This is a genomic window from Yersinia sp. Marseille-Q3913, from assembly GCF_963892745.1.
Taxonomy (GTDB): domain Bacteria; phylum Pseudomonadota; class Gammaproteobacteria; order Enterobacterales; family Enterobacteriaceae; genus Yersinia; species Yersinia bercovieri.
The window spans coordinates 99,406-117,445 of the sequence record NZ_CAWQAF010000033.1; the positions used below are offsets into that span (position 1 = coordinate 99,406).

The window sequence follows — 18,040 nt, forward strand, 5'->3', positions numbered from 1 at the left end:
TGGAGATGGAAGTAATGACAATAAAAAGAGTTGACGCCAAAACCTTAGCTTTGGGGCTGCTGCTGGTGAGTCAGGCATTCGCCCATCAGGCGATGGCGGCAGATTTATCCGCGCAGGTAAATCAACTCTTCCAGCAGCAATATCCTGATAAAGAGAGTCAGGTTAATGTCATTATCAAAACGCCGCAGAACCAATGGCCGCAGTGCGAAATGCCTGAAATAACACTGCCGACCAACACCCGCCCTTGGGGGAATATCAGCCTGTCGGTACGTTGCGATGGCGTGCGCCGCTTTATCCAGACGCAAGTTCAGGTGAGTGGCCGCTATGTGGTCGCCATTCGTCAACTAGCCGCTGGTGCAAAAATTACCGCGCAAGATGTTGAGATGAAGCAAGGCCGATTGGATACCCTGCCACCCGGTGCCTTACTGGAACCCCATTTTGCGCAAGGTGCCGTCAGTTTGCGGCAAATCAATGCAGGGCAACCATTGACCCGCAATATGTTGCGCCGTCTGTGGATCATAAAATCGGGGCAAGATGTGCAGGTGCTCGCGCAGGGTGAAGGGTTTAATGTTAACAGTAATGGTAAAGCGATGAACAATGCGGCCATTCAGGATAACCTCCGCGTGCGCATGGCGTCGGGTCAGATAGTCAGTGGTGTCGTGGGCGAAGATGGCACCATTCGCATTATGTTATAACTCTTCGCCCTTAAAGTTGCAGGGTTGTTGACGGCGCGTATTCACCCGAATCACTTACTCATGTAAGCTCATCGGGATTAACACGCTTGCTGCCTACCTGCAACGTTAAGTTCTTTGGGTGTCGTGATTAAAGTTTTTTTAACCTTTGCCGATAACACTAATATGCAGTTATTTGCGGGTAAAATAGTGACAATCCCGCCATCAAATTGCGGGTCGATAAACCTCAATCCCGCGCTAGAGGGAGCAACACAACATGAGTATTGAACGCACTCAACCGCTATCACCAGCAACAAAAGTGCAAACACGGGAGATCAGTGACATTGCGCAACAGTCGCGTAAGCCTTCTGCCCAGACAAAAACGCAGGTGAGCGGTACCGAGGTTAAATTGAGTGATGCGCAGGCAAAACTGATGCAACCGGGCAGTCAGGATATCAATGTAGAGCGCGTAGAGACATTAAAACAGGCTATTCGCTCAGGCCAACTGACCATGGACACCGGTAAAATTGCCGATGCTTTGCTGAAAAATGTCGCAGATGACCTTAAGAACAGTTAGTTGCGACGATATTGCTAATCGCTACTAAGTTGATGGCTAATCGCAACTAAATTGCTAGTGGTAACAACCAGTATTTATCGTAAAAGGAACGTCGTGGTGGAGAGATTACAGATCAATCTGGACCAGCAATTAGAACTGCTAGAATCATTGACGACTGTTGTGGCACAAGAGCAGCAATTACTCTGCTCCGGTCGGATTCAGGGCATCGTGCTGCAAGGGGTGACTGAACAAAAAAGTTCAATACTGGCGACGCTGGCTTATCTGGATCAAACCCGACTCACCACTGAAGCCACGGCCAAGATCCACGCGCCCTATAGCAACAATCAGGCGCTCGCTGAGCGGTGGCAACGGATGTTGCAACTGGCCGAGCATCTTCAGTACAGCAACCTGCACAACGGGCTACTGCTGCAACAGCATATTGAGCATAACACTCAGGCGCTGGCTATTTTGAACACTCGCCACGGTCAGTCACTCTATGGCCCTGATGGTCACGCCAAAGGTGCCAGCTTACTGGGCCGTAAGATTGGCGTTTAGCACTCCCCCATCACATCTGAATGAATTGATTTGCCACAGAGATTGACTGCCGCTGCGCGGGGTTTATCTCTGTGGGAACCCTCTGCTTTACCTCCCATTTTGCCGTCTCAATACCTTTGCTTTCTACCTCCTCAAAAAAGGGTTTTTTCTCTTTTTTTGCGGCGCGCTACTCTGGCGTGGCTAAGCAACTATTTGCTTAGTCAATAAGGAGGCGATATGAGAAAACAGAGAGTCAATATGTTGTGGAGTTTGCTGTTCTGTGGGGCACTGTCAATGACTCAGACCGCGCAAACGGCTGAAATAAAGAGGGCGGGTTTTCTCCCCTACAGTTTTTGTTTCATCTGTACTCCCCCGATGTGGAGTTACCGATAATTAACCAATACCTGATTGTTGATCACTTGTAGCGGCGGGTTAATCCGACCTTTGCCGGCAATAAAGTAGACAAAAGTCAGTTGAGTTGCCGCCGCTTCACCGGCCAATCCCCGGCTCTGCCCGCTGCCGCCCTCAAGGGGCATACAGCGAGTGGGGGTGCATAACTTCACCTGTAAGCCATCTGGCGCTGCTGACATTAACTGGTAGCGCCAGCCTACGGACACAATCCGCGCATTATCCTGAACCAGCGCCGTCGGTGATTGCAGCGGCCTGGCGGAGGTTGCCACACCGCGCAAACCTTGTGTTACGCCAATGTCGTCTGCTACCCAACTCCCTGATGCAACAGCACTCAACGGCAACAAATAGAGCGACAACAAACCTGCAAATATCACTTGAGAGAGATGGATCGGCATCAGGCCGCCCCTATGGTTGAGGTCATACGGATCTGGCGATTATCACCAATTTCCAGATTAGACAGCACCACCATCTGCGGCAGGCTGCGGCGCAGGAAGCGGGCCAATAGTGCACGCAGTGCATGGTTCACCAGCAGCACTGGCGGTGCACCCAGCATCTCTTGCCGTTGCAGCGCTTGCTTAGACTGCTCTAGCAGACGATCAGCCAAACCCGGCTCTAAGCCACCGCCACCTTGTAGTGCCTGTAACAACAAGCGCTCCAATGCCGCATCCAGCCCAATAACCTGAATTTCATCGGTGCCAGGGAACCACTGTTGCGCAATGGAGCGCCCCAATGCGACGCGCACCACGGCGGTGAGTTCATAAGGGTCAGTTTGATTGGGCGCGTGTTCCGCCAGTGTCTCAATAATGGTGCGCATATCGCGGATCGACACCCGCTCCATAAGCAGATTTTGCAGCACTTTGTGCAGCGTGGTTAAGGTCACGATGCCGGGAATAAAGTCTTCTGTCAGCTTCGGCATCTCTTGGGTGACCCGATCCAGAAGCTGCTGGGTCTCCTGACGGCCAAACAGTTCACTGGCAAATTGGCTAATCAGGTGGTTTAGATGCGTCGCCACCACGGTACTGGCCTCAACCACGGTAAAACCTTGAATCTGCGCCTGCTCACGCAATGCACTTTCGATCCAGACCGCCGCCAGACCAAAAGCAGGGTCATGCGTCGCCTCGCCGGGTAATGAACCGACCGCGTTACCTGGGTTGATTGCCAGCCAGCGCCCCGGATGGGCTTCACCACTGCCAATCTCGACCCCTTTCATTAATATCCGGTAGCTGGCGGGCGGCAGTTCCAGATTATCGCGGATATGCACCACGGGCGGCAGATAGCCCATCTCTTGGGCAAACTTTTTACGGATGCTGCGGATACGGCCCAACAACTCACCATTTTGCTGGAAATCTACCATCGGGATCAGGCGATAACCCACCTCCATCCCCAGTGGATCTTCCAACTGAACATCTGACCAGGTCGCTTCAGCCGCCTGTTGTTGATCCTGAATCATCGGAGCTTCTGCTACCGCAGGTTTTTGTGTCTGTTTGCCGCGTAGGCGCCAGGCTAATGCCAGCAAGGCGACAGTGAACAGCAGGAACACAAAGTTAGGCATCCCCGGCACCATGCCCAGCAAACCCAGTACGCTGGCACTTAATACCATCACCCGTGGGTTGTTGAATAGCTGGGTAACCATCTGCTGGCCGACGTCTTGATCGGTGCTCACGCGGGTCACGATGACACCTGCGGCGGTGGAAATTACCAAGGCCGGGATTTGCGCCACCAGACCATCACCGATGGTCAGCAAGGTATAGGTTTCCGCCGCGTGGCCTACCGCCATATCGTGCTGAAGTACCCCGACCAGTAAGCCGCCCACCACGTTAATCACCATGATCATTAACCCGGCAACCGCATCACCGCGCACAAATTTACTGGCCCCGTCCATGGAACCGTAGAAATCAGCCTCTTGCGTCACATCTGAGCGGCGTTTTTTCGCCTCATCTTCGCCAATCAATCCCGCATTTAAGTCGGCATCGATCGCCATCTGCTTACCGGGCATCCCATCCAGAACAAAGCGCGCACCAACCTCAGCAATACGCCCCGCCCCTTTGGTGATAACCATAAAGTTGATGATAACCAGGATGATAAAGACCACGATACCAATGGCGAAGTTACCGCCCACCAGGAAGTGACCAAAGGCTTCAACCACACGGCCCGCCGCCCCTGCCCCAGTGTGACCATCCATCAGAATGATACGGGTGGAGGCGACGTTTAGGGATAAACGCAGCAAGGTTGAGAACAGCAAAATAGTGGGGAATGCCGCAAAATCCAGGGTGCGCTGGGTAAACATCGCCACCAACAGCACCATGATGGAGAGTGCAATATTGAAGGTAAACAGCAAATCAAGGATGAAGGGTGGCAGTGGCAACACCATCATCGACAAGATCATCAGGATCAGGATTGGCCCGGCAAGTATTTGCCACTGCGTATCTTTAAAGTTGCCCGGTAAACGAAGCAGGGCGGCCAAATTTGCCATTAGTCAGTCTCACTCTCTGTTGCAAAATCCAGTGCTTCCGGCACTGGCAGATGTTCAGGTTTTTTCGGAATTAACCCACCTTCCCGCTTCCAACGTTTCAGTTGATAGACCCAGGCGAGCACTTCCGCCACCGCGGCATAAAGGGTGGCTGGAATGTGTTGCCCCACCTCACTGTGCCGGAACAGTGCCCTCGCCAGCGGCGGCGCTTCTAATAAAGGAATGCGATGTTCCGCGCCCAATTCACGGATCCGCAGCGCAACCGCCCCCGCGCCTTTCGCTAACACTTTGGGCGCACTCATTTTTGCTTCGTTGTACTGCAAAGCAACCGCATAGTGGGTCGGGTTGGTGACGATGACATCGGCTTTAGGGATATCCGCCATCATGCGGCGGCGGGCCATCGCGCGTTGCTGCTGACGAATACGCCCTTTCACATGGGGATCGCCCTCTTGATCTTTAAATTCGTCCCGTATCTCCTGCTTGGTCATACGCAACTTTTTGATATGGCTGGTTATCTGGAAAAACACGTCAAAGCCGACCATGGGTGTTAGACCTAATACCACCACCAGCCCGCAGATAATAATCAAGTGCAGCGCATCGCCTAATGCTGCCACCGGTGGCGCTGCGATCAAGCGCATAATATCTGGCCAGTTATGCCACAGGAAGATGCCGGTTACCCAGCCGACCAGCGTCGCCTTCAAAATCGCTTTCAGTAACTCAGCCAGCGCCTGAGAAGAGAACATCCGCTTTAAGCCGGAGATAAGGCTCATGCGCTTCAGATCAAATTTGATCGATTCACCGCTAAACAGCACCCCGCCCAATAGCATCGGGACCGCCAGTGCCACTATCACCAATCCGGCAAAAATCGGCACCAGTGCTATTAATGTTTGGCGCAGCAACATGCCAAGTTGTCGCAGCATCTGCTTATCATTGGTGACCACGCCGTGATCAAAGTGCATCCCTTGCGCCACCATCGCGGCAAGTTGTCGCGCCATCGACTCCCCCGAAAACCACAAGATAGCCAAACCGGCCCCGAGCATCAGCATCGAGGTCAGTTCGCGCGAGCGCGGGATCTGGCCTTTCTCGCGAGCCTTCTCCAGCTTGTGGGCTGTGGGTTCCTCGCTTTTTTCCAGATCGCTATCTTCAGACACAGCCAATATTCCTATTCAGCGTGAGCGTTCCGTATTAGGTAAATGGATAAGAGATAAAAATTGCTGCTTAGCATGACAAATATTCAGCTAGCCGATGGATGGAACAACGCGGTAATTAGTGGGCTATTTATTGGATCAGGGTTATTGCGAAGAGGAGAGATTGCAGATGAGAATCTCTCATCTGCAGGTATATTATGGTCATCCGACAGCTTAGAAGCCCAGGCTATCTAGCAGATCGTCAACCTGATCTTGATTGGCAATCACCCCAGCACCGGTTTTATCCATTTGCGGCCCATTGAGTAAACTGTCCGTCGGCTTTTGCGGTTTGGACGGCATATCTGGGATGTTTTCCATCAATACCATCAACAGTTGCTTCTCAATCTCTTGCACCACATCCATCATGCGCTTGATAACCTGACCGGTCAGGTCCTGGAAATCCTGCGCCATCATGATCTCCAACAATTGCGCATTGGTAAATGAGGTGTGCTGTGGCACCACATCCAGGTAATCACGGGTATCCGTGACCAGTGAACGCGCATCAGAAAGCTCGATTGGATTGGCAAACCACTCATCCCAGCGAACTTTAAGCGCTTTCGCCGATGACTCCAGCTCATTTTGGCGCGGTTGTGCTGCTTCGACGCAATTTAATGCTCGCTCTGCGGCCTGCGCGGTCATATGGACCACATAGTCCAGACGATCACGGGCATCCGGAATAGCTTCCGCGGCCTGAGCAATCGCCTGATCCAGACCTAACTCACGTAGGCTATCGCGTAACATCCGCGTAAGGCTACCTATACGGCTAATAATATCACTGGCTGATGCCGCATCTGATGCAGGCATTTGATGGTTACTCATTCCGCCTCCTTACATACCCAACTTTTCAAAGATCTTATTGAGTTTCTCTTCCAAGGTAGCGGCAGTGAAAGGCTTCACTACATAACCACTGGCACCGGCTTGCGCTGCTGCGATGATATTCTCTTTTTTAGCTTCGGCAGTGACCATCAAAACCGGCAGAGAACTCAGAGCACCGTCAGCACGGATAGTTTTTAACAGGTCCAAGCCATCCATATTCGGCATATTCCAGTCAGAAACGACAAAATCAAAACCACCTGTTCGTAATTTATTCAATGCGTCTACACCATCTTCGGCTTCATCCACATTGTTAAAACCTAGCTCTTTTAGCAGGTTTCGGACAATACGACGCATGGTCGAAAAATCGTCTACCACCAAAAATCTGAGATTCTTATCCGCCATACCAACTCCTAAAGTTTGTTGCTCACCGCTGAGCGATTAACTATCAACGCCCGATTTCCACCGGAAAATGAATATCTAAAGTCGCTTTATATACGTAGCGCCTGGCCACTACTAATCTGTGCCAACATCCGCTGGCTTATCTGATTAAGATCCAACACTTCATTCACGCCGCCCATGCCAATGGCTTCACGCGGCATCCCGAAGACCACACAACTGGCTTCGTTTTGTGCAATGGTAAAAGCCCCTGCCCGATGCATCTCCAGTAAACCGGCGGCACCGTCATTACCCATACCGGTCAGGATCACCCCCACGGCATTTCGCCCCGCATACTGCGCCACGGAGCGAAATAGCACGTCGACCGAGGGCCGATGGCGATTCACCGCCGGGCCGTCATGGATGCGCACCTGATAGTTTGCCCCACTGCGCGCCAACTCCATATGCCGATCACCGGGTGCAATGTAGGCGTGTCCGGGCAATACACGTTCACCATCTTCTGCCTCCTTCACCGTGATCTGGCACAATTTATTGAGCCGCTCGGCAAATGAACGGGTAAAACCCGGTGGCATATGCTGAGTAATCAATAGCGCCGGACTGGTGGGCGGCAAAGGCTGTAACACGGTACGGATAGCTTCTGTTCCCCCCGTAGATGCCCCAATGGCGATTAACTTTTCACTACTGAGCAACGGGGTGTGGGTCAGCATCACCGGAGCATGTTCTGGTCCGCGTTGTGGCAGGCGGGCTTTAGCGGCGGTACGGATCTTCTCCGCAATCAACTCACTGTAAGCCAGCATCCCCTCTCGGATACCCAACTGGGGTTTGGTCACAAAATCGATCGCCCCTAACTCCAGCGCCCGCATGGTTATTTCGGAGTTCTTACCGGTTAAGGATGAAACCATCACCACCGGCATTGGCCGCAACCGCATCAGTTTCTCAAGAAAATCCAAGCCATCCATGCGCGGCATTTCAACGTCGAGCGTCAAAACCTGCGGATTGAATTTTTTGATCAAATCGCGGGCGACCAATGGATCCGGTGCCGCTGCAACCATCTCCATATCTGGGTGACTGTTGATAATCTCTGTCATTAGCTGGCGCATCAATGCAGAATCATCAACGCACAATACTCTGATTTTACTCATCACCTCTCCTTGGTCAGTCCATAAACGGTCTGCCCGCGCAAATAGAATTCCCGACTAATTTGACTGAAATTCTCCGAGTGACCCGCAAACATCAGGCCACCGGGTTTTAGCAAAGGGACAAAGCGACGCAGAATGCGCTCCTGCGTCTCTTTATCAAAATAGATCATCACGTTACGACAAAAAATAGCATCAAATTGCCCCGGTAACGCCCACTCAGGGGCCAATAGATTAAGTTGCTGGAACTGAATCATATTGGCCAGTTCTGGCCGCACCCGCACCATACCCTGATGGGGGCCGGTGCCACGCAAGAAATAGCGTTGCATCTGTTGCGCCGACAGTGAGCGCAGCTCATCCTGCCGATAGACGCCGCTGGTCGCTTTCTCCAGCACTTGCGTATCGATATCACTGGCCAAGACCTGACACGATCCGGCACGATTTCCCAGCGCATCACTTAATGTCATGGCGATGGAATAGGGCTCTTCACCGGTCGATGCTGCCGTACTCCATACCGAATAACTCCCCGGACGCTGGCGAGCGTGTTCAGCCAGAATCGGAAAATGGTGCGCCTCACGGAAAAATGCCGTCAGATTAGTGGTCAACGCATTTACAAATGCCTGCCACTCTGCACTATTCGGGTCACTCTCCAACACCGCAAGGTATTGACCGAAATCGTTAATATCTAGCAATCTTAACCGCCTGACCAAGCGGTTATAGACCATTTCCCGTTTGTGATCGGCCAGTACAATCCCGGCTCGTTGGTAAATAAGTTGGCAAATGCGCCGGAAGTGGACATCCGACAGCGGGAGCCGTTGAATCATCTGGGTCAGAATTGACCCAGACTCTAAGGGTGATGGCTGAGCTGCTTGATTTAAAGACGATTGTTTCATCGATGATGATTTCATCCAGCCTCCCCCCATAACAAAGTCTTGGTTACGTCATTTGACAATCTGGGATTTCCTTTGCGACCGTGGCTTTTACAACAGATTGCTTACTACTGCTTCGCCCCTCCCCGCTGTCGCTATCCTGCTCCAAACGAAAAACAGACACTGCATTGGAGAGCATACTTGCCTGCTCTTCCAGTGCGTTAGCCGCAGCCGCAGCCTCTTCCACTAATGCGGCGTTTTGCTGAGTGACCTGATCCATCTGTGTTACCGCGAGTGAAACCTGCTCAATACCCCGGCTTTGCTCATCCGAGGCGGAAGCGATTTCACCCATAATGTCGGTAACCCGAGTCACTGAGCGAACGATCTCTTCCATGGTACTACCCGCATTTTCAACCAGTGTGGACCCCTGGCTAACACGACTGACCGATTCATCGATCAACACTTTAATCTCTTTTGCCGCTTGCGCACTGCGCTGGGCCAAATTACGTACTTCACCTGCCACTACCGCAAAACCACGCCCCTGTTCACCGGCACGTGCGGCTTCAACGGCCGCATTCAGCGCCAGAATATTCGTTTGGAAGGCGATACCATCAATCACGCTGGTAATGGCACCAATCTTCTTCGAACTGGTCGCAATATCATGCATGGTGGTGACCACACCGTGGGTCAATTCGCCCCCTTTGGCGGCGGTTCCCGATGCATCTTGCGCCAACTGTGTTGCCTGACGCGCATTATCCGCATTCTGTTTCACGGTGGCGGTCAGTTGCTCCATACTGGCCGCTGTTTGCTCCAGTGATGCTGCCTGCTGCTCTGTTCTCGCAGACAAATCATTGTTACCGGCCGAGATCTCCTGGATCCCTGTCAGCATCGATTCGGTCCCATCACGGACGTGGCTGACAGTGGTGATTAACGAGTGCTGCATGGTGCGTAAACTGGCAAACAGTTGACTGATTTCATTGCGGCCAGAGACATCAATCTGAGCGGACAAATCCCCCTCAGCAATGCGATCGAAGTGGGCGCGCATAATCTTCAGCGGGTTCACGAACATCGTGCGTAACCAAACCAGTGAAGAGAGCCCCATCAGGATCACCATCAAAATCGCGCCACCAAATATCCAGATAGAGAGGTGGTAAGCTTGCTGATTCTCTGTGCCCGCCTCGGCAATCACCTCATTGGCATATTGCAAATACTGCAAAAAATCTGCCTCGAACAGATCTTGTGTTTTCTGGGTGGGCTGATCCATAAAACCTTGTAGATTGCCGGCCTCCAGAAAATCAATGAGTTGCCGTAACGAGAGCCGTAAATTCTGATAACTGTTTTTGGTGGCATCCAGCAACTCACCACCGGTTTCACTCTGATCAAGGCGCGGCACCGCCAGGAATTGATTAAAATAGAGATCCGCTTTCTGTAATGAGCTGCGTGCATTGCCCATTAATGCGTTAACTTGCTCCTGAGGGACTTTGAGAGCCGAGCGCGTCCCCGCTCGGTTTAAGGTATTACGCGCCTGAAGCAAGGATACCCAACTGAGGCTTAATGCATCCCGTTGCTGACTGCTGAGATCCACACGATTTAAGTTTTGGTAGTCTGAGCGAAAAGCCGTAAATGACAGACCACTTGAAATTAACTGTATGGAGCAGATCAATATCAGTAACAGGAAAAAGCTGGTAGAAATCCGGATTCGGCCAAACATCGTAACCTCTTCTCAGCCGGCTCATAGGCCGGCTTTATCTATTTTTTGTGTAGGGGGGATGTCTAGAAAGTTTCCCAATTATCTTGCAGGTCACTTCCCAGTGTTTTTTTAGCAGTACCGCTCAGATCCTGTGTCGGCTGCTTGATTTTTCTCACACTCTTGGTGCTACTGCCGTTATCCATACGCAAAACGAATACAGACATGGATTGGGTCAACATACTGGCTTGCTCTTCCAGTGCGGCGGCGGCAGAAGCAGACTCTTCCACCAACGAGGCGTTTTGCTGGGTCACACGATCCATCTCGGTGACCGCCTGACCAACCTGGTCGATACCGCGACTTTGTTCATCAGAGGCAGACGCGATTTCACCCATGATGTCGGTGACGCGCGTGACGGCATTAACGATATCGCCCATGGTTTCACCCGCGCTTTCAACCAGCACCGAACCCATGTCGACCCGGTTGACGGAGTCTTCAATCAAGCCCTTAATCTCTTTTGCTGCTTGTGCACTGCGCTGCGCCAGGTTGCGCACTTCACCGGCGACCACGGCAAAACCACGACCCTGCTCACCGGCACGGGCCGCTTCCACGGCGGCGTTCAATGCCAGGATATTGGTCTGGAAGGCAATGCCGTCGATGACGCTGGTAATATCGGCGATTTTCTGCGAACTACCGGCAATTTCGTGCATGGTTTGCACCACGTTTGCCACCACTTTCCCGCCTTTTTGCGCGGTTTCTGATGCGCTCAATGCCAGTTGGCTAGCCTGACGGGCATTTTCAGCATTCTGTTTCACGGTGGCGGTTAACTGCTCCATGCTGGCGGCCGTCTCTTCCAGTGACGCGGCTTGCTGCTCGGTACGCGCGGACAGGTCATTATTACCGGCGGCGATTTCAGATGCACCGCTGTAGATGGCATCTGCGCCTAAACGCACGTCATTAACCGTGGTCGCCAATTCAGACTGCATGTGTTTCAGGCTGGCAGCTAAGGTGCCCATCTCATTGCGGCTATGCACTTCGATGGTTTGGGTCAAATCACCATTGGCGATATGCTTGATATGCTCAATCAGGTGTTTCAGTGGATTAATCAAGATGTGTTGCATACCCAGCCACACCACGATAATCACGGCTAATACCGCAATCAGTACGGCGACAATCACACCCATAGCAAAGCTGAAGGAGCGGTTGCTATCTTCCACGGCGGAAGCATATAGGCGGTCATTCTGTGTTAGGTAAGTGTTATAATCTTGCTCAAAAGCATTCTGGAAGCTGGAGGTTGGCTGATCAAAAAATTCGTTGATTTTACCCGCTTCCATCAATTGGATAAGCTCAGTCAGTGCGCCAAAGTATTGGTCATAGGTCTGTTTTAATTTTTTAGCTGACTCTGCATCTTGCTGACTATCCAGCGGAATTTGTTCATAGTTTTTAAAACGGTCTGCCGCCACACCCAATGTACCTTTGGCTGAAGCCAGAAGATCATTGACCGTAGGGCCACTGCCGGTGTGATTGACATCCATCATGTAGCGGATGCCTGCGCGGTTCAGTGTATTACGTGTTTGCAGCAGATTTACCCAGCTATCATTCAACACCGATTGTTGCTGACGGATAACTTGTAAAACAGCGAAGTTTTCTTTGTCATTTTTCAGGGAGTTGAAGAAAAGCCCGCTGGAAACCAGCTGTAAGGCACCAAATAGCACTAACACCAGCAGCAGGCTGGTGACCACTTTCATACGCTTAAACATGTTGTCCCTTCATAAGTACGCCAAAACATAGGTATGTCAAAATACGGGTACGCCAAATCACAAGACGCCTAATTAACTCTGTTATCGGCATCAAAGGGGGGAACTTTACCGGGGAGGGGGATTATTTTAATGGCATGTTAATGGTTATGGGGTTGGGTTGAGTGATCACTTTTCCTGCGTGGTGGATTGGATCTGGTTTCGGTTGATAGTCGTTCTGGTGATTGGGATTGGGATTGGATCTGGTTTCGGTTGATATTCGTTCAGTGATGACCTGATCTCCGTCGCCTCAACCGAGTCGGGCCGCAGGGCGGCGGCCCAACACCCGCGCCTGGCGCGAAATATTGTGGCTGCGCCATTCCCTCCGGCAGCTTGCCGGCTAATCGAACCGGGGCTGACTCGCTCCCAGCTCGACAGCCCCTTTCGCCGCGTCCATGCGGCTCATTCGGCCTGCAATCTTTGTCGGCAATATTCCTGATTGCGCTCAACATCAAAAGAGAAAGTCAAAATCAAAACCCTGTTTTTAGGTTTTGAAGTTAAAAGCACATTTGAGCTGCCGAGTGAAGAGTGGAGGTAGGTCGCGAGGCATGGATGCCGAGCGAGCCGTGCGTTAGTGCAGGGGTCCCAAGGGGGTTACGCGCTTGTAACCCCTTTGGCGGTTGGTTCATCGGTGGGTAGTTGAGCACTGAAGTTTTAACAACCGAACTTGTCACTCAACTGAATATCAACCGAAACCAGATCCAGATCTCGCCCCGAAACTCTTATCCCTTCGCCACCGCATCAATCAACGACATCTCTTCGCTGCTCAACAACTTCTCGATATCAACCAAAATCAGCATTCTTTCGCCCAGAGAACCTAACCCCGTTAGGTACTCGGTCGCCAAAGTGACGGCAAATTCAGGGGCAGGACGGATCTGTTCATTGGTCAATGACAGCACATCAGACACACCATCAACCACAATACCGACAACGCGCTGATCAAGATTCAGCACAATCACCACGGTATTTTCGTTATAGCTAACGCCTTTTTGTGCAAATTTAACCCGTAGATCAATAATGGGAACGATGACGCCACGTAAGTTAGTGACCCCCTTAATGAACGCGGGGGTGTTAGCAATGCGGGTCACCTGATCGTAACCACGGATCTCTTGCACTTTCAGAATATCAATGCCGTACTCTTCATCACCCAGCGTAAAAATCAGGAACTCCTGTCCTACCGTTTCGCCAGCCAGCTTCGTGACGGTTGCTAGTCCTGCCATGTGTTTACCCTTCAATCAGTAGGTTGAATTTATGTTTTTTTTCAGGGCCGAGAACATCATCCACAGCCCTGCACCTGTTTACATATGGATTCCATACAGGCGCTATACGGGAGATCTGCTATGCGGCGGTATCTTCAACCGTGACGCGTTTTTCCCGGTTTAGAGCCTGCAAAGCTGACACATCAACAATTAACGCCACGCTGCCATCACCCAATATGGTCGCGGCTGAAATTCCTGGCACCTTGCGGTAGTTACTCTCCAGGTTTTTCACCACCACCTGATGCTGACCGATCAGTTGGTCTACCAACAGCGCATAACGGCGACCGGCACTTTGCAGAATGACAACAATGCCTTGAGTGGCTTCAGTTTTAGCATTTTCAACATCAAATACCCGATACAATTCAACCAGCGGTAGGTACTCTCCGCGCACTTGTAACACGCGTTCACCGCCGGCGAGCGGGTGCAGATCTTCCGCCAAAGGTTGCAGCGACTCCATCACCGCGTTCAGTGGCAAAATGAAGACTTCATCACTGACTTTGACGGACATGCCATCAAGAATAGCCAGCGTCAATGGCAGCAAGATACGGATCGAGGTGCCAAGACCCGCCTGGAAACTGACCTGCACATGGCCACCCATCTCCTGGATATTTCGCTTAACCACATCCATCCCGACGCCACGACCAGAAACATCCGTCACTTGCTCAGCGGTGGAGAAGCCCGGTGCGAAAATCAGCATCCCGACATCTTCATCGCTCATATGCTCATTGACCGCCATCCCTTGAGACTGCGCTTTCGCCAGGATTTTTTGCCTATTTAGCCCTGCGCCATCATCAAGCACTTCGATGCAAATATTGCCGCCCTGATGCTCAGCGGAGAGTGTCAGATTGCCCACCGGCTGTTTACCGGCGGCAATACGGGTTGATGCATCTTCAATACCGTGATCCAGACTATTACGAACCAGATGGGTTAATGGGTCGATAATGCGCTCGATCAAACTTTTATCCAGCTCGGTCGAGCTACCCAGCAGCGTCAATTCAACCTGCTTATTGAGTTTGCTCGCCAGGTCGCGCACCAACCGTGGGAAACGGCTGAATACATACTCCATCGGCATCATCCGGATGGACATCACGGACTCTTGCAAGTCACGCGCATTGCGTTCCAACTGACCCATGCTATTGAGCAAATCACCGTTAATTACCGGGTCCAGGATGCTGGAGCGCTGTGCAAGCATTGATTGGGTGATAACCAATTCACCCACCAGATTAATCAACTGGTCAACTTTCTCAACTGCGACACGGATGCTGGTGGATTCACTGGCTTTCGCTTTTGGCTTCACATGCTCAGGGCTGGTCGGCATGGCAACCGCATCCACTTGGGGTGCTATTTTGGCTTCGGCAACAGATGCAACGGCGGCTTCTGGCGCAACGACGGCAGCTGCCGCAGCGACTTCTGGCACAGGTTCTGACTCAGCCGGTAAAAAACTAATTTGCTCCGGTTCCAGCACAAAACAGAGTACCGCACTGATATCATCTTCATTGACCGAGGTAATCAGGGTCGCTTCAAGGCTATCAGCACTTTGATGCGGATCTTTGACTTCGCCCAGATTGCCCAGCTCTTCCAGCATCAGCGGGATCTCTTGCTCTTTCAGGCCAGATAGGCGAATGCGCATCCCCCCCAGAACCAGAGCCGGCGACTTACCGCTAACTTTCGCTTCAGCGGTTGCCGCACCACTGCCCTGTGCGGCGGTTGAGACATGGCCCGATTCCTGTTGCTCTAAGGCTTCAAGTGCCAATTGGCGCAGCGCGTGACAGATATACTCAAAGCTTTCCGCATTGGGTTCCTGCGAGGTTTTGTAGGCGTCCAACTGTTCCTGCATAATATCTTTCGTTTCCAAAAACAGGTTGATGATATCAGTGCTCAGGCGCATCTCGTCGCGGCGAGCACCATCCAACAGGTTTTCCAACAGATGGGTTGTCTCTTGCAGCACCGTAAAGCCAAACGTCGCTGCCCCACCTTTGATGGAGTGAGCAGCACGGAAAATGGCATTGAGTTGTTCATTGTCTGGTGCCAGCGGGTCCAGCAATAACAAGTGCTGCTCCATATCCGCCAGCAGTTCATCTGCTTCATCAAAAAACGTCTGATAAAACGCGGTAATATCCATGCTCACGGTGTCACCTCTACTGTGCGTCGCGGCTTGTCGGAGAGACCGGTGCATGACTTGCAGGCGCCGCTGGCAACGATGTCGTTGGCCCGGTGGCAGCTGGAGTGATGTTCCCCGTGCTCGATAGTTGTGTTTGTGGTGCTGTTGTTGATGATGATGTTGGCGATGATGATACTGGCGATGCCGCTACTTTCACTGGAAAGTCCGCTGCCGCCTTAGCAGGTTGCGGCTCAGTGGCTGAACCTGCCGCTGCCGATCCAGTGGCTACCGTTTGCCCAGTGGATGTGGCCGTTACCGCTGGCGCTGACGGTGTCGTAGCAGTGACCGCTGATGTCGCCGCCGGAGCAGTACCCGTGGTCTCAATCTGCTTCAAGCTTTCCGCTTTTTCGATATCCAGCGCTCTGTTATCTAAATTCTCATGCTCAATATCATGTTGGGTCTGTTTGTTAAGCACCAGGATACTGATACGGCGGTTGACCGGGTCATCCGATGCTTGCTCTTTGAGACGCATTGTTGAGGCCATGCCCACCACGCGCAGCACTTTGCCCTCATCCAAGCCCCCAATCAGCAATTCACGTCGTGAAGCATTGGCGCGATCCGCTGACAACTCCCAGTTGCTATAACCCCGTTCGCCGTTGGCGTAAGGCAAGTCATCGGTGTGACCCGACAGACTGATTTTATTCGGTATATCATTCAGGATAGGGGCTATTGCACGTAAAATATCGCGCATATACGGCTCAACCTGTGCACTCCCCATCTTGAACATCGGCCGATTTTGACTATCAATAATCTGAATTCTCAGGCCTTCTTCCATCATGTTAATCAACAGATGTGGCCGCAACGCTCTCAATCTTGGGTCGGATTCGATGAGCTGATCCAGCTTTTCCCGTAATTTATTGAGGCGGTACTCCTCTTTGCGGCTCTCTTCCGAATCTATGTGCTTACGCACCTCACCCACCTGCTGGGTCGGGTCATCACCGCCCCCTGGAATGGGGCTGGTACTGGAACTGCTTTTATCACCGCTGGTCAGCGCGACTTTCAATGGTGTACGAAAATAATCTGCAATTTGCGTCAGTTCTTGCGGGCTGGAAACCGATAGCAACCACATCACCAGAAAGAAGGCCATCATCGCGGTCATAAAGTCAGCGTAAGCGATTTTCCATGACCCGCCATGGTGGCCACCACCATGTTTGGCCTTGCGCTTTTTGACCAGAATAACGGGGTGGTTCTGATGCTTCATGCGTCCTCTTCTGTCGCTTGCGGTACTGGAGCTTTCACTCTGCGCACATGCTCTTCCAACTCAATGAACGATGGACGCTCCGTGGTGTAGAGTGTTTTACGACCAAATTCCACGGCAATTTGCGGCGCATATCCGTTCAGACTGGAAAGCAGTGTTACCTTGATGCACTGCATCATTTTGGTGGTTTCTGCACTCTGTTGACGTAGTAAGGTCGCCAAAGGTGAAATAAATCCATATGCCAACAAAATACCCAGGAACGTCCCCACCATCGCATGGGCAATTAACGCGCCAAGTTCTGCGGCAGGTCGGTCTGCGGAGGCCAGGGCATGGACGACCCCCATCACCGCGGCAACAATACCGAATGCAGGAAGAGAGTCCCCCACCATCGCCAAACTCCCAGCGGGAACTTCGCACTCTTGCTCGTGGGTCTCTATCTCTTCATCCATCAATGCTTCGATTTCAAAAGCGTTCATATTTCCGCTAACAATTAACCGCAAATAGTCGGTAATAAATTCGACTAATAACTTATCGGCCAAAATCCTCGGATAATTAGAGAATATTTCACTTTCACGTGGATTTTCTATATCACGCTCCAGTGACAACATTCCCTGCTGACGGGATTTTGCTAATAAGCGGTAGAGCAGCGCCATTAAGTCCATATATAGGACTTTGTTATATTTAGAGCGGCGCATCAATTTTGGCATTGCCTTCATTGTGGCTTTTATTGCTTTACCATTGTTACCCACAATAAATGCACCAATACCTGCCCCGCCGATAATTAAAAATTCAGCTGGCTGATAAAGTGCGCCAAGGTGACCACCAACAATTATGTAGCCACCAAAAACCGCACCTAAGACCACGATATAACCCAAAATAACTAACACGCGACA

At 51.7% G+C, this 18,040-nt stretch carries 15 protein-coding genes and 1 pseudogene; 3 read left to right on the top strand and 13 right to left on the bottom strand.

The genetic code is table 11. The annotated features are described in order from the left end of the window. Nucleotides 1–14: 14 nt before the first annotated feature. The 3 genes from flgA (at nucleotide 15) to AACW11_RS13885 (ending at nucleotide 1,782) form a co-directional block, all read left to right on the top strand. Entirely contained in the window at nucleotides 15–695 is a 681-nt protein-coding gene (gene flgA / locus AACW11_RS13875) for a flagellar basal body P-ring formation chaperone FlgA (protein WP_212584481.1), read from the top strand. Between the two features lie 253 nt (nucleotides 696–948). Beyond that, the gene (gene flgM / locus AACW11_RS13880; RefSeq protein WP_212584482.1) at nucleotides 949–1,248 is read left to right on the top strand and encodes a flagellar biosynthesis anti-sigma factor FlgM; all 300 of its coding nucleotides are present in this window, start codon (nucleotides 949–951) and stop codon (nucleotides 1,246–1,248) included. 93 nt (nucleotides 1,249–1,341) lie between these two features. Further along, nucleotides 1,342–1,782 carry a flagella synthesis protein FlgN gene (locus AACW11_RS13885; RefSeq protein ID WP_212584483.1) on the top strand — a complete coding sequence of 147 codons (441 nt, stop codon included), beginning with the start codon at nucleotides 1,342–1,344 and terminating at the stop codon, nucleotides 1,780–1,782. A 362-nt stretch (nucleotides 1,783–2,144) separates the two neighbouring features. On the opposite strand, the gene AACW11_RS13890 is transcribed toward AACW11_RS13885, so the two are convergent. From AACW11_RS13890 to motA, 13 genes and pseudogenes are all read right to left on the bottom strand, one after another. Then, the gene (locus AACW11_RS13890; RefSeq protein ID WP_212584484.1) at nucleotides 2,145–2,567 is read right to left on the bottom strand and encodes a flagellar protein FlhE; all 423 of its coding nucleotides are present in this window, start codon (nucleotides 2,565–2,567) and stop codon (nucleotides 2,145–2,147) included. Continuing rightward, nucleotides 2,567–4,645, bottom strand: coding sequence for a flagellar biosynthesis protein FlhA (flhA, locus tag AACW11_RS13895; protein ID WP_212584485.1), 2,079 nt, complete (start codon nucleotides 4,643–4,645; stop codon nucleotides 2,567–2,569). The genes AACW11_RS13890 and flhA overlap by 1 nt, the downstream gene beginning before the upstream one ends. Then, a complete protein-coding gene (flhB, locus tag AACW11_RS13900; protein WP_212584486.1) occupies nucleotides 4,645–5,793 on the bottom strand; it encodes a flagellar biosynthesis protein FlhB in 1,149 nt (382 codons plus the stop codon). The genes flhA and flhB overlap by 1 nt, the downstream gene beginning before the upstream one ends. Before the next feature lie 210 nt (nucleotides 5,794–6,003). Next, entirely contained in the window at nucleotides 6,004–6,648 is a 645-nt protein-coding gene (cheZ, locus tag AACW11_RS13905; RefSeq protein ID WP_032815463.1) for a protein phosphatase CheZ, read from the bottom strand. Between the two features lie 9 nt (nucleotides 6,649–6,657). Beyond that, entirely contained in the window at nucleotides 6,658–7,047 is a 390-nt protein-coding gene (gene cheY / locus AACW11_RS13910; RefSeq protein WP_032815462.1) for a chemotaxis response regulator CheY, read from the bottom strand. 86 nt (nucleotides 7,048–7,133) lie between these two features. Next, a complete protein-coding gene (locus AACW11_RS13915) occupies nucleotides 7,134–8,183 on the bottom strand; it encodes a protein-glutamate methylesterase/protein-glutamine glutaminase (protein WP_212584487.1) in 1,050 nt (349 codons plus the stop codon). Beyond that, entirely contained in the window at nucleotides 8,183–9,001 is an 819-nt protein-coding gene (gene cheR / locus AACW11_RS13920; RefSeq protein ID WP_249192743.1) for a protein-glutamate O-methyltransferase CheR, read from the bottom strand. Before cheR ends, AACW11_RS13915 begins: the two co-directional genes overlap by 1 nt. 112 nt (nucleotides 9,002–9,113) lie before the next feature. After that, nucleotides 9,114–10,757, bottom strand: a complete 1,644-nt coding sequence (locus AACW11_RS13925) for a methyl-accepting chemotaxis protein (protein WP_212584488.1) — start codon at nucleotides 10,755–10,757, stop codon at nucleotides 9,114–9,116. Nucleotides 10,758–10,941: 184 nt separating this feature from the next. Beyond that, nucleotides 10,942–12,493 (bottom strand): annotated as a pseudogene (locus AACW11_RS13930) (methyl-accepting chemotaxis protein); the annotation flags it as partial. Nucleotides 12,494–13,251: 758 nt separating this feature from the next. Beyond that, entirely contained in the window at nucleotides 13,252–13,749 is a 498-nt protein-coding gene (gene cheW / locus AACW11_RS13935) for a chemotaxis protein CheW (protein ID WP_212584490.1), read from the bottom strand. A 118-nt stretch (nucleotides 13,750–13,867) separates the two neighbouring features. After that, nucleotides 13,868–15,910, bottom strand: coding sequence for a chemotaxis protein CheA (cheA, locus tag AACW11_RS13940; protein ID WP_212584593.1), 2,043 nt, complete (start codon nucleotides 15,908–15,910; stop codon nucleotides 13,868–13,870). Nucleotides 15,911–15,926: 16 nt separating this feature from the next. Beyond that, complete coding sequence (motB, locus tag AACW11_RS13945) at nucleotides 15,927–17,150, bottom strand: flagellar motor protein MotB (RefSeq protein ID WP_212584491.1); 1,224 nt, start codon at nucleotides 17,148–17,150, stop codon at nucleotides 15,927–15,929. Continuing rightward, nucleotides 17,147–18,034, bottom strand: a complete 888-nt coding sequence (gene motA, locus AACW11_RS13950; RefSeq protein WP_212584492.1) for a flagellar motor stator protein MotA — start codon at nucleotides 18,032–18,034, stop codon at nucleotides 17,147–17,149. Before motA ends, motB begins: the two co-directional genes overlap by 4 nt. Nucleotides 18,035–18,040 lie beyond the last annotated feature (6 nt).

Excerpts from the sequence above, each read along its gene's own strand:
- flgA (WP_212584481.1), top strand. The coding sequence starts at position 15 with ATGACAATAAAAAGAGTTGACGCCAAAACCTTAGCTTTGGGGCTGCTG.
- flgM (WP_212584482.1), top strand. The coding sequence starts at position 949 with ATGAGTATTGAACGCACTCAACCGCTATCACCAGCAACAAAAGTGCAA.
- AACW11_RS13890 (WP_212584484.1), bottom strand. The coding sequence starts at position 2,567 with ATGCCGATCCATCTCTCTCAAGTGATATTTGCAGGTTTGTTGTCGCTC.
- flhA (WP_212584485.1), bottom strand. The coding sequence starts at position 4,645 with ATGGCAAATTTGGCCGCCCTGCTTCGTTTACCGGGCAACTTTAAAGAT.
- cheZ (WP_032815463.1), bottom strand. The coding sequence starts at position 6,648 with ATGAGTAACCATCAAATGCCTGCATCAGATGCGGCATCAGCCAGTGAT.
- cheY (WP_032815462.1), bottom strand. The coding sequence starts at position 7,047 with ATGGCGGATAAGAATCTCAGATTTTTGGTGGTAGACGATTTTTCGACC.
- AACW11_RS13915 (WP_212584487.1), bottom strand. The coding sequence starts at position 8,183 with ATGAGTAAAATCAGAGTATTGTGCGTTGATGATTCTGCATTGATGCGC.
- cheR (WP_249192743.1), bottom strand. The coding sequence starts at position 9,001 with ATGATTCAACGGCTCCCGCTGTCGGATGTCCACTTCCGGCGCATTTGC.
- AACW11_RS13925 (WP_212584488.1), bottom strand. The coding sequence starts at position 10,757 with ATGTTTGGCCGAATCCGGATTTCTACCAGCTTTTTCCTGTTACTGATA.
- cheW (WP_212584490.1), bottom strand. The coding sequence starts at position 13,749 with ATGGCAGGACTAGCAACCGTCACGAAGCTGGCTGGCGAAACGGTAGGA.
- cheA (WP_212584593.1), bottom strand. The coding sequence starts at position 15,910 with ATGGATATTACCGCGTTTTATCAGACGTTTTTTGATGAAGCAGATGAA.
- motB (WP_212584491.1), bottom strand. The coding sequence starts at position 17,150 with ATGAAGCATCAGAACCACCCCGTTATTCTGGTCAAAAAGCGCAAGGCC.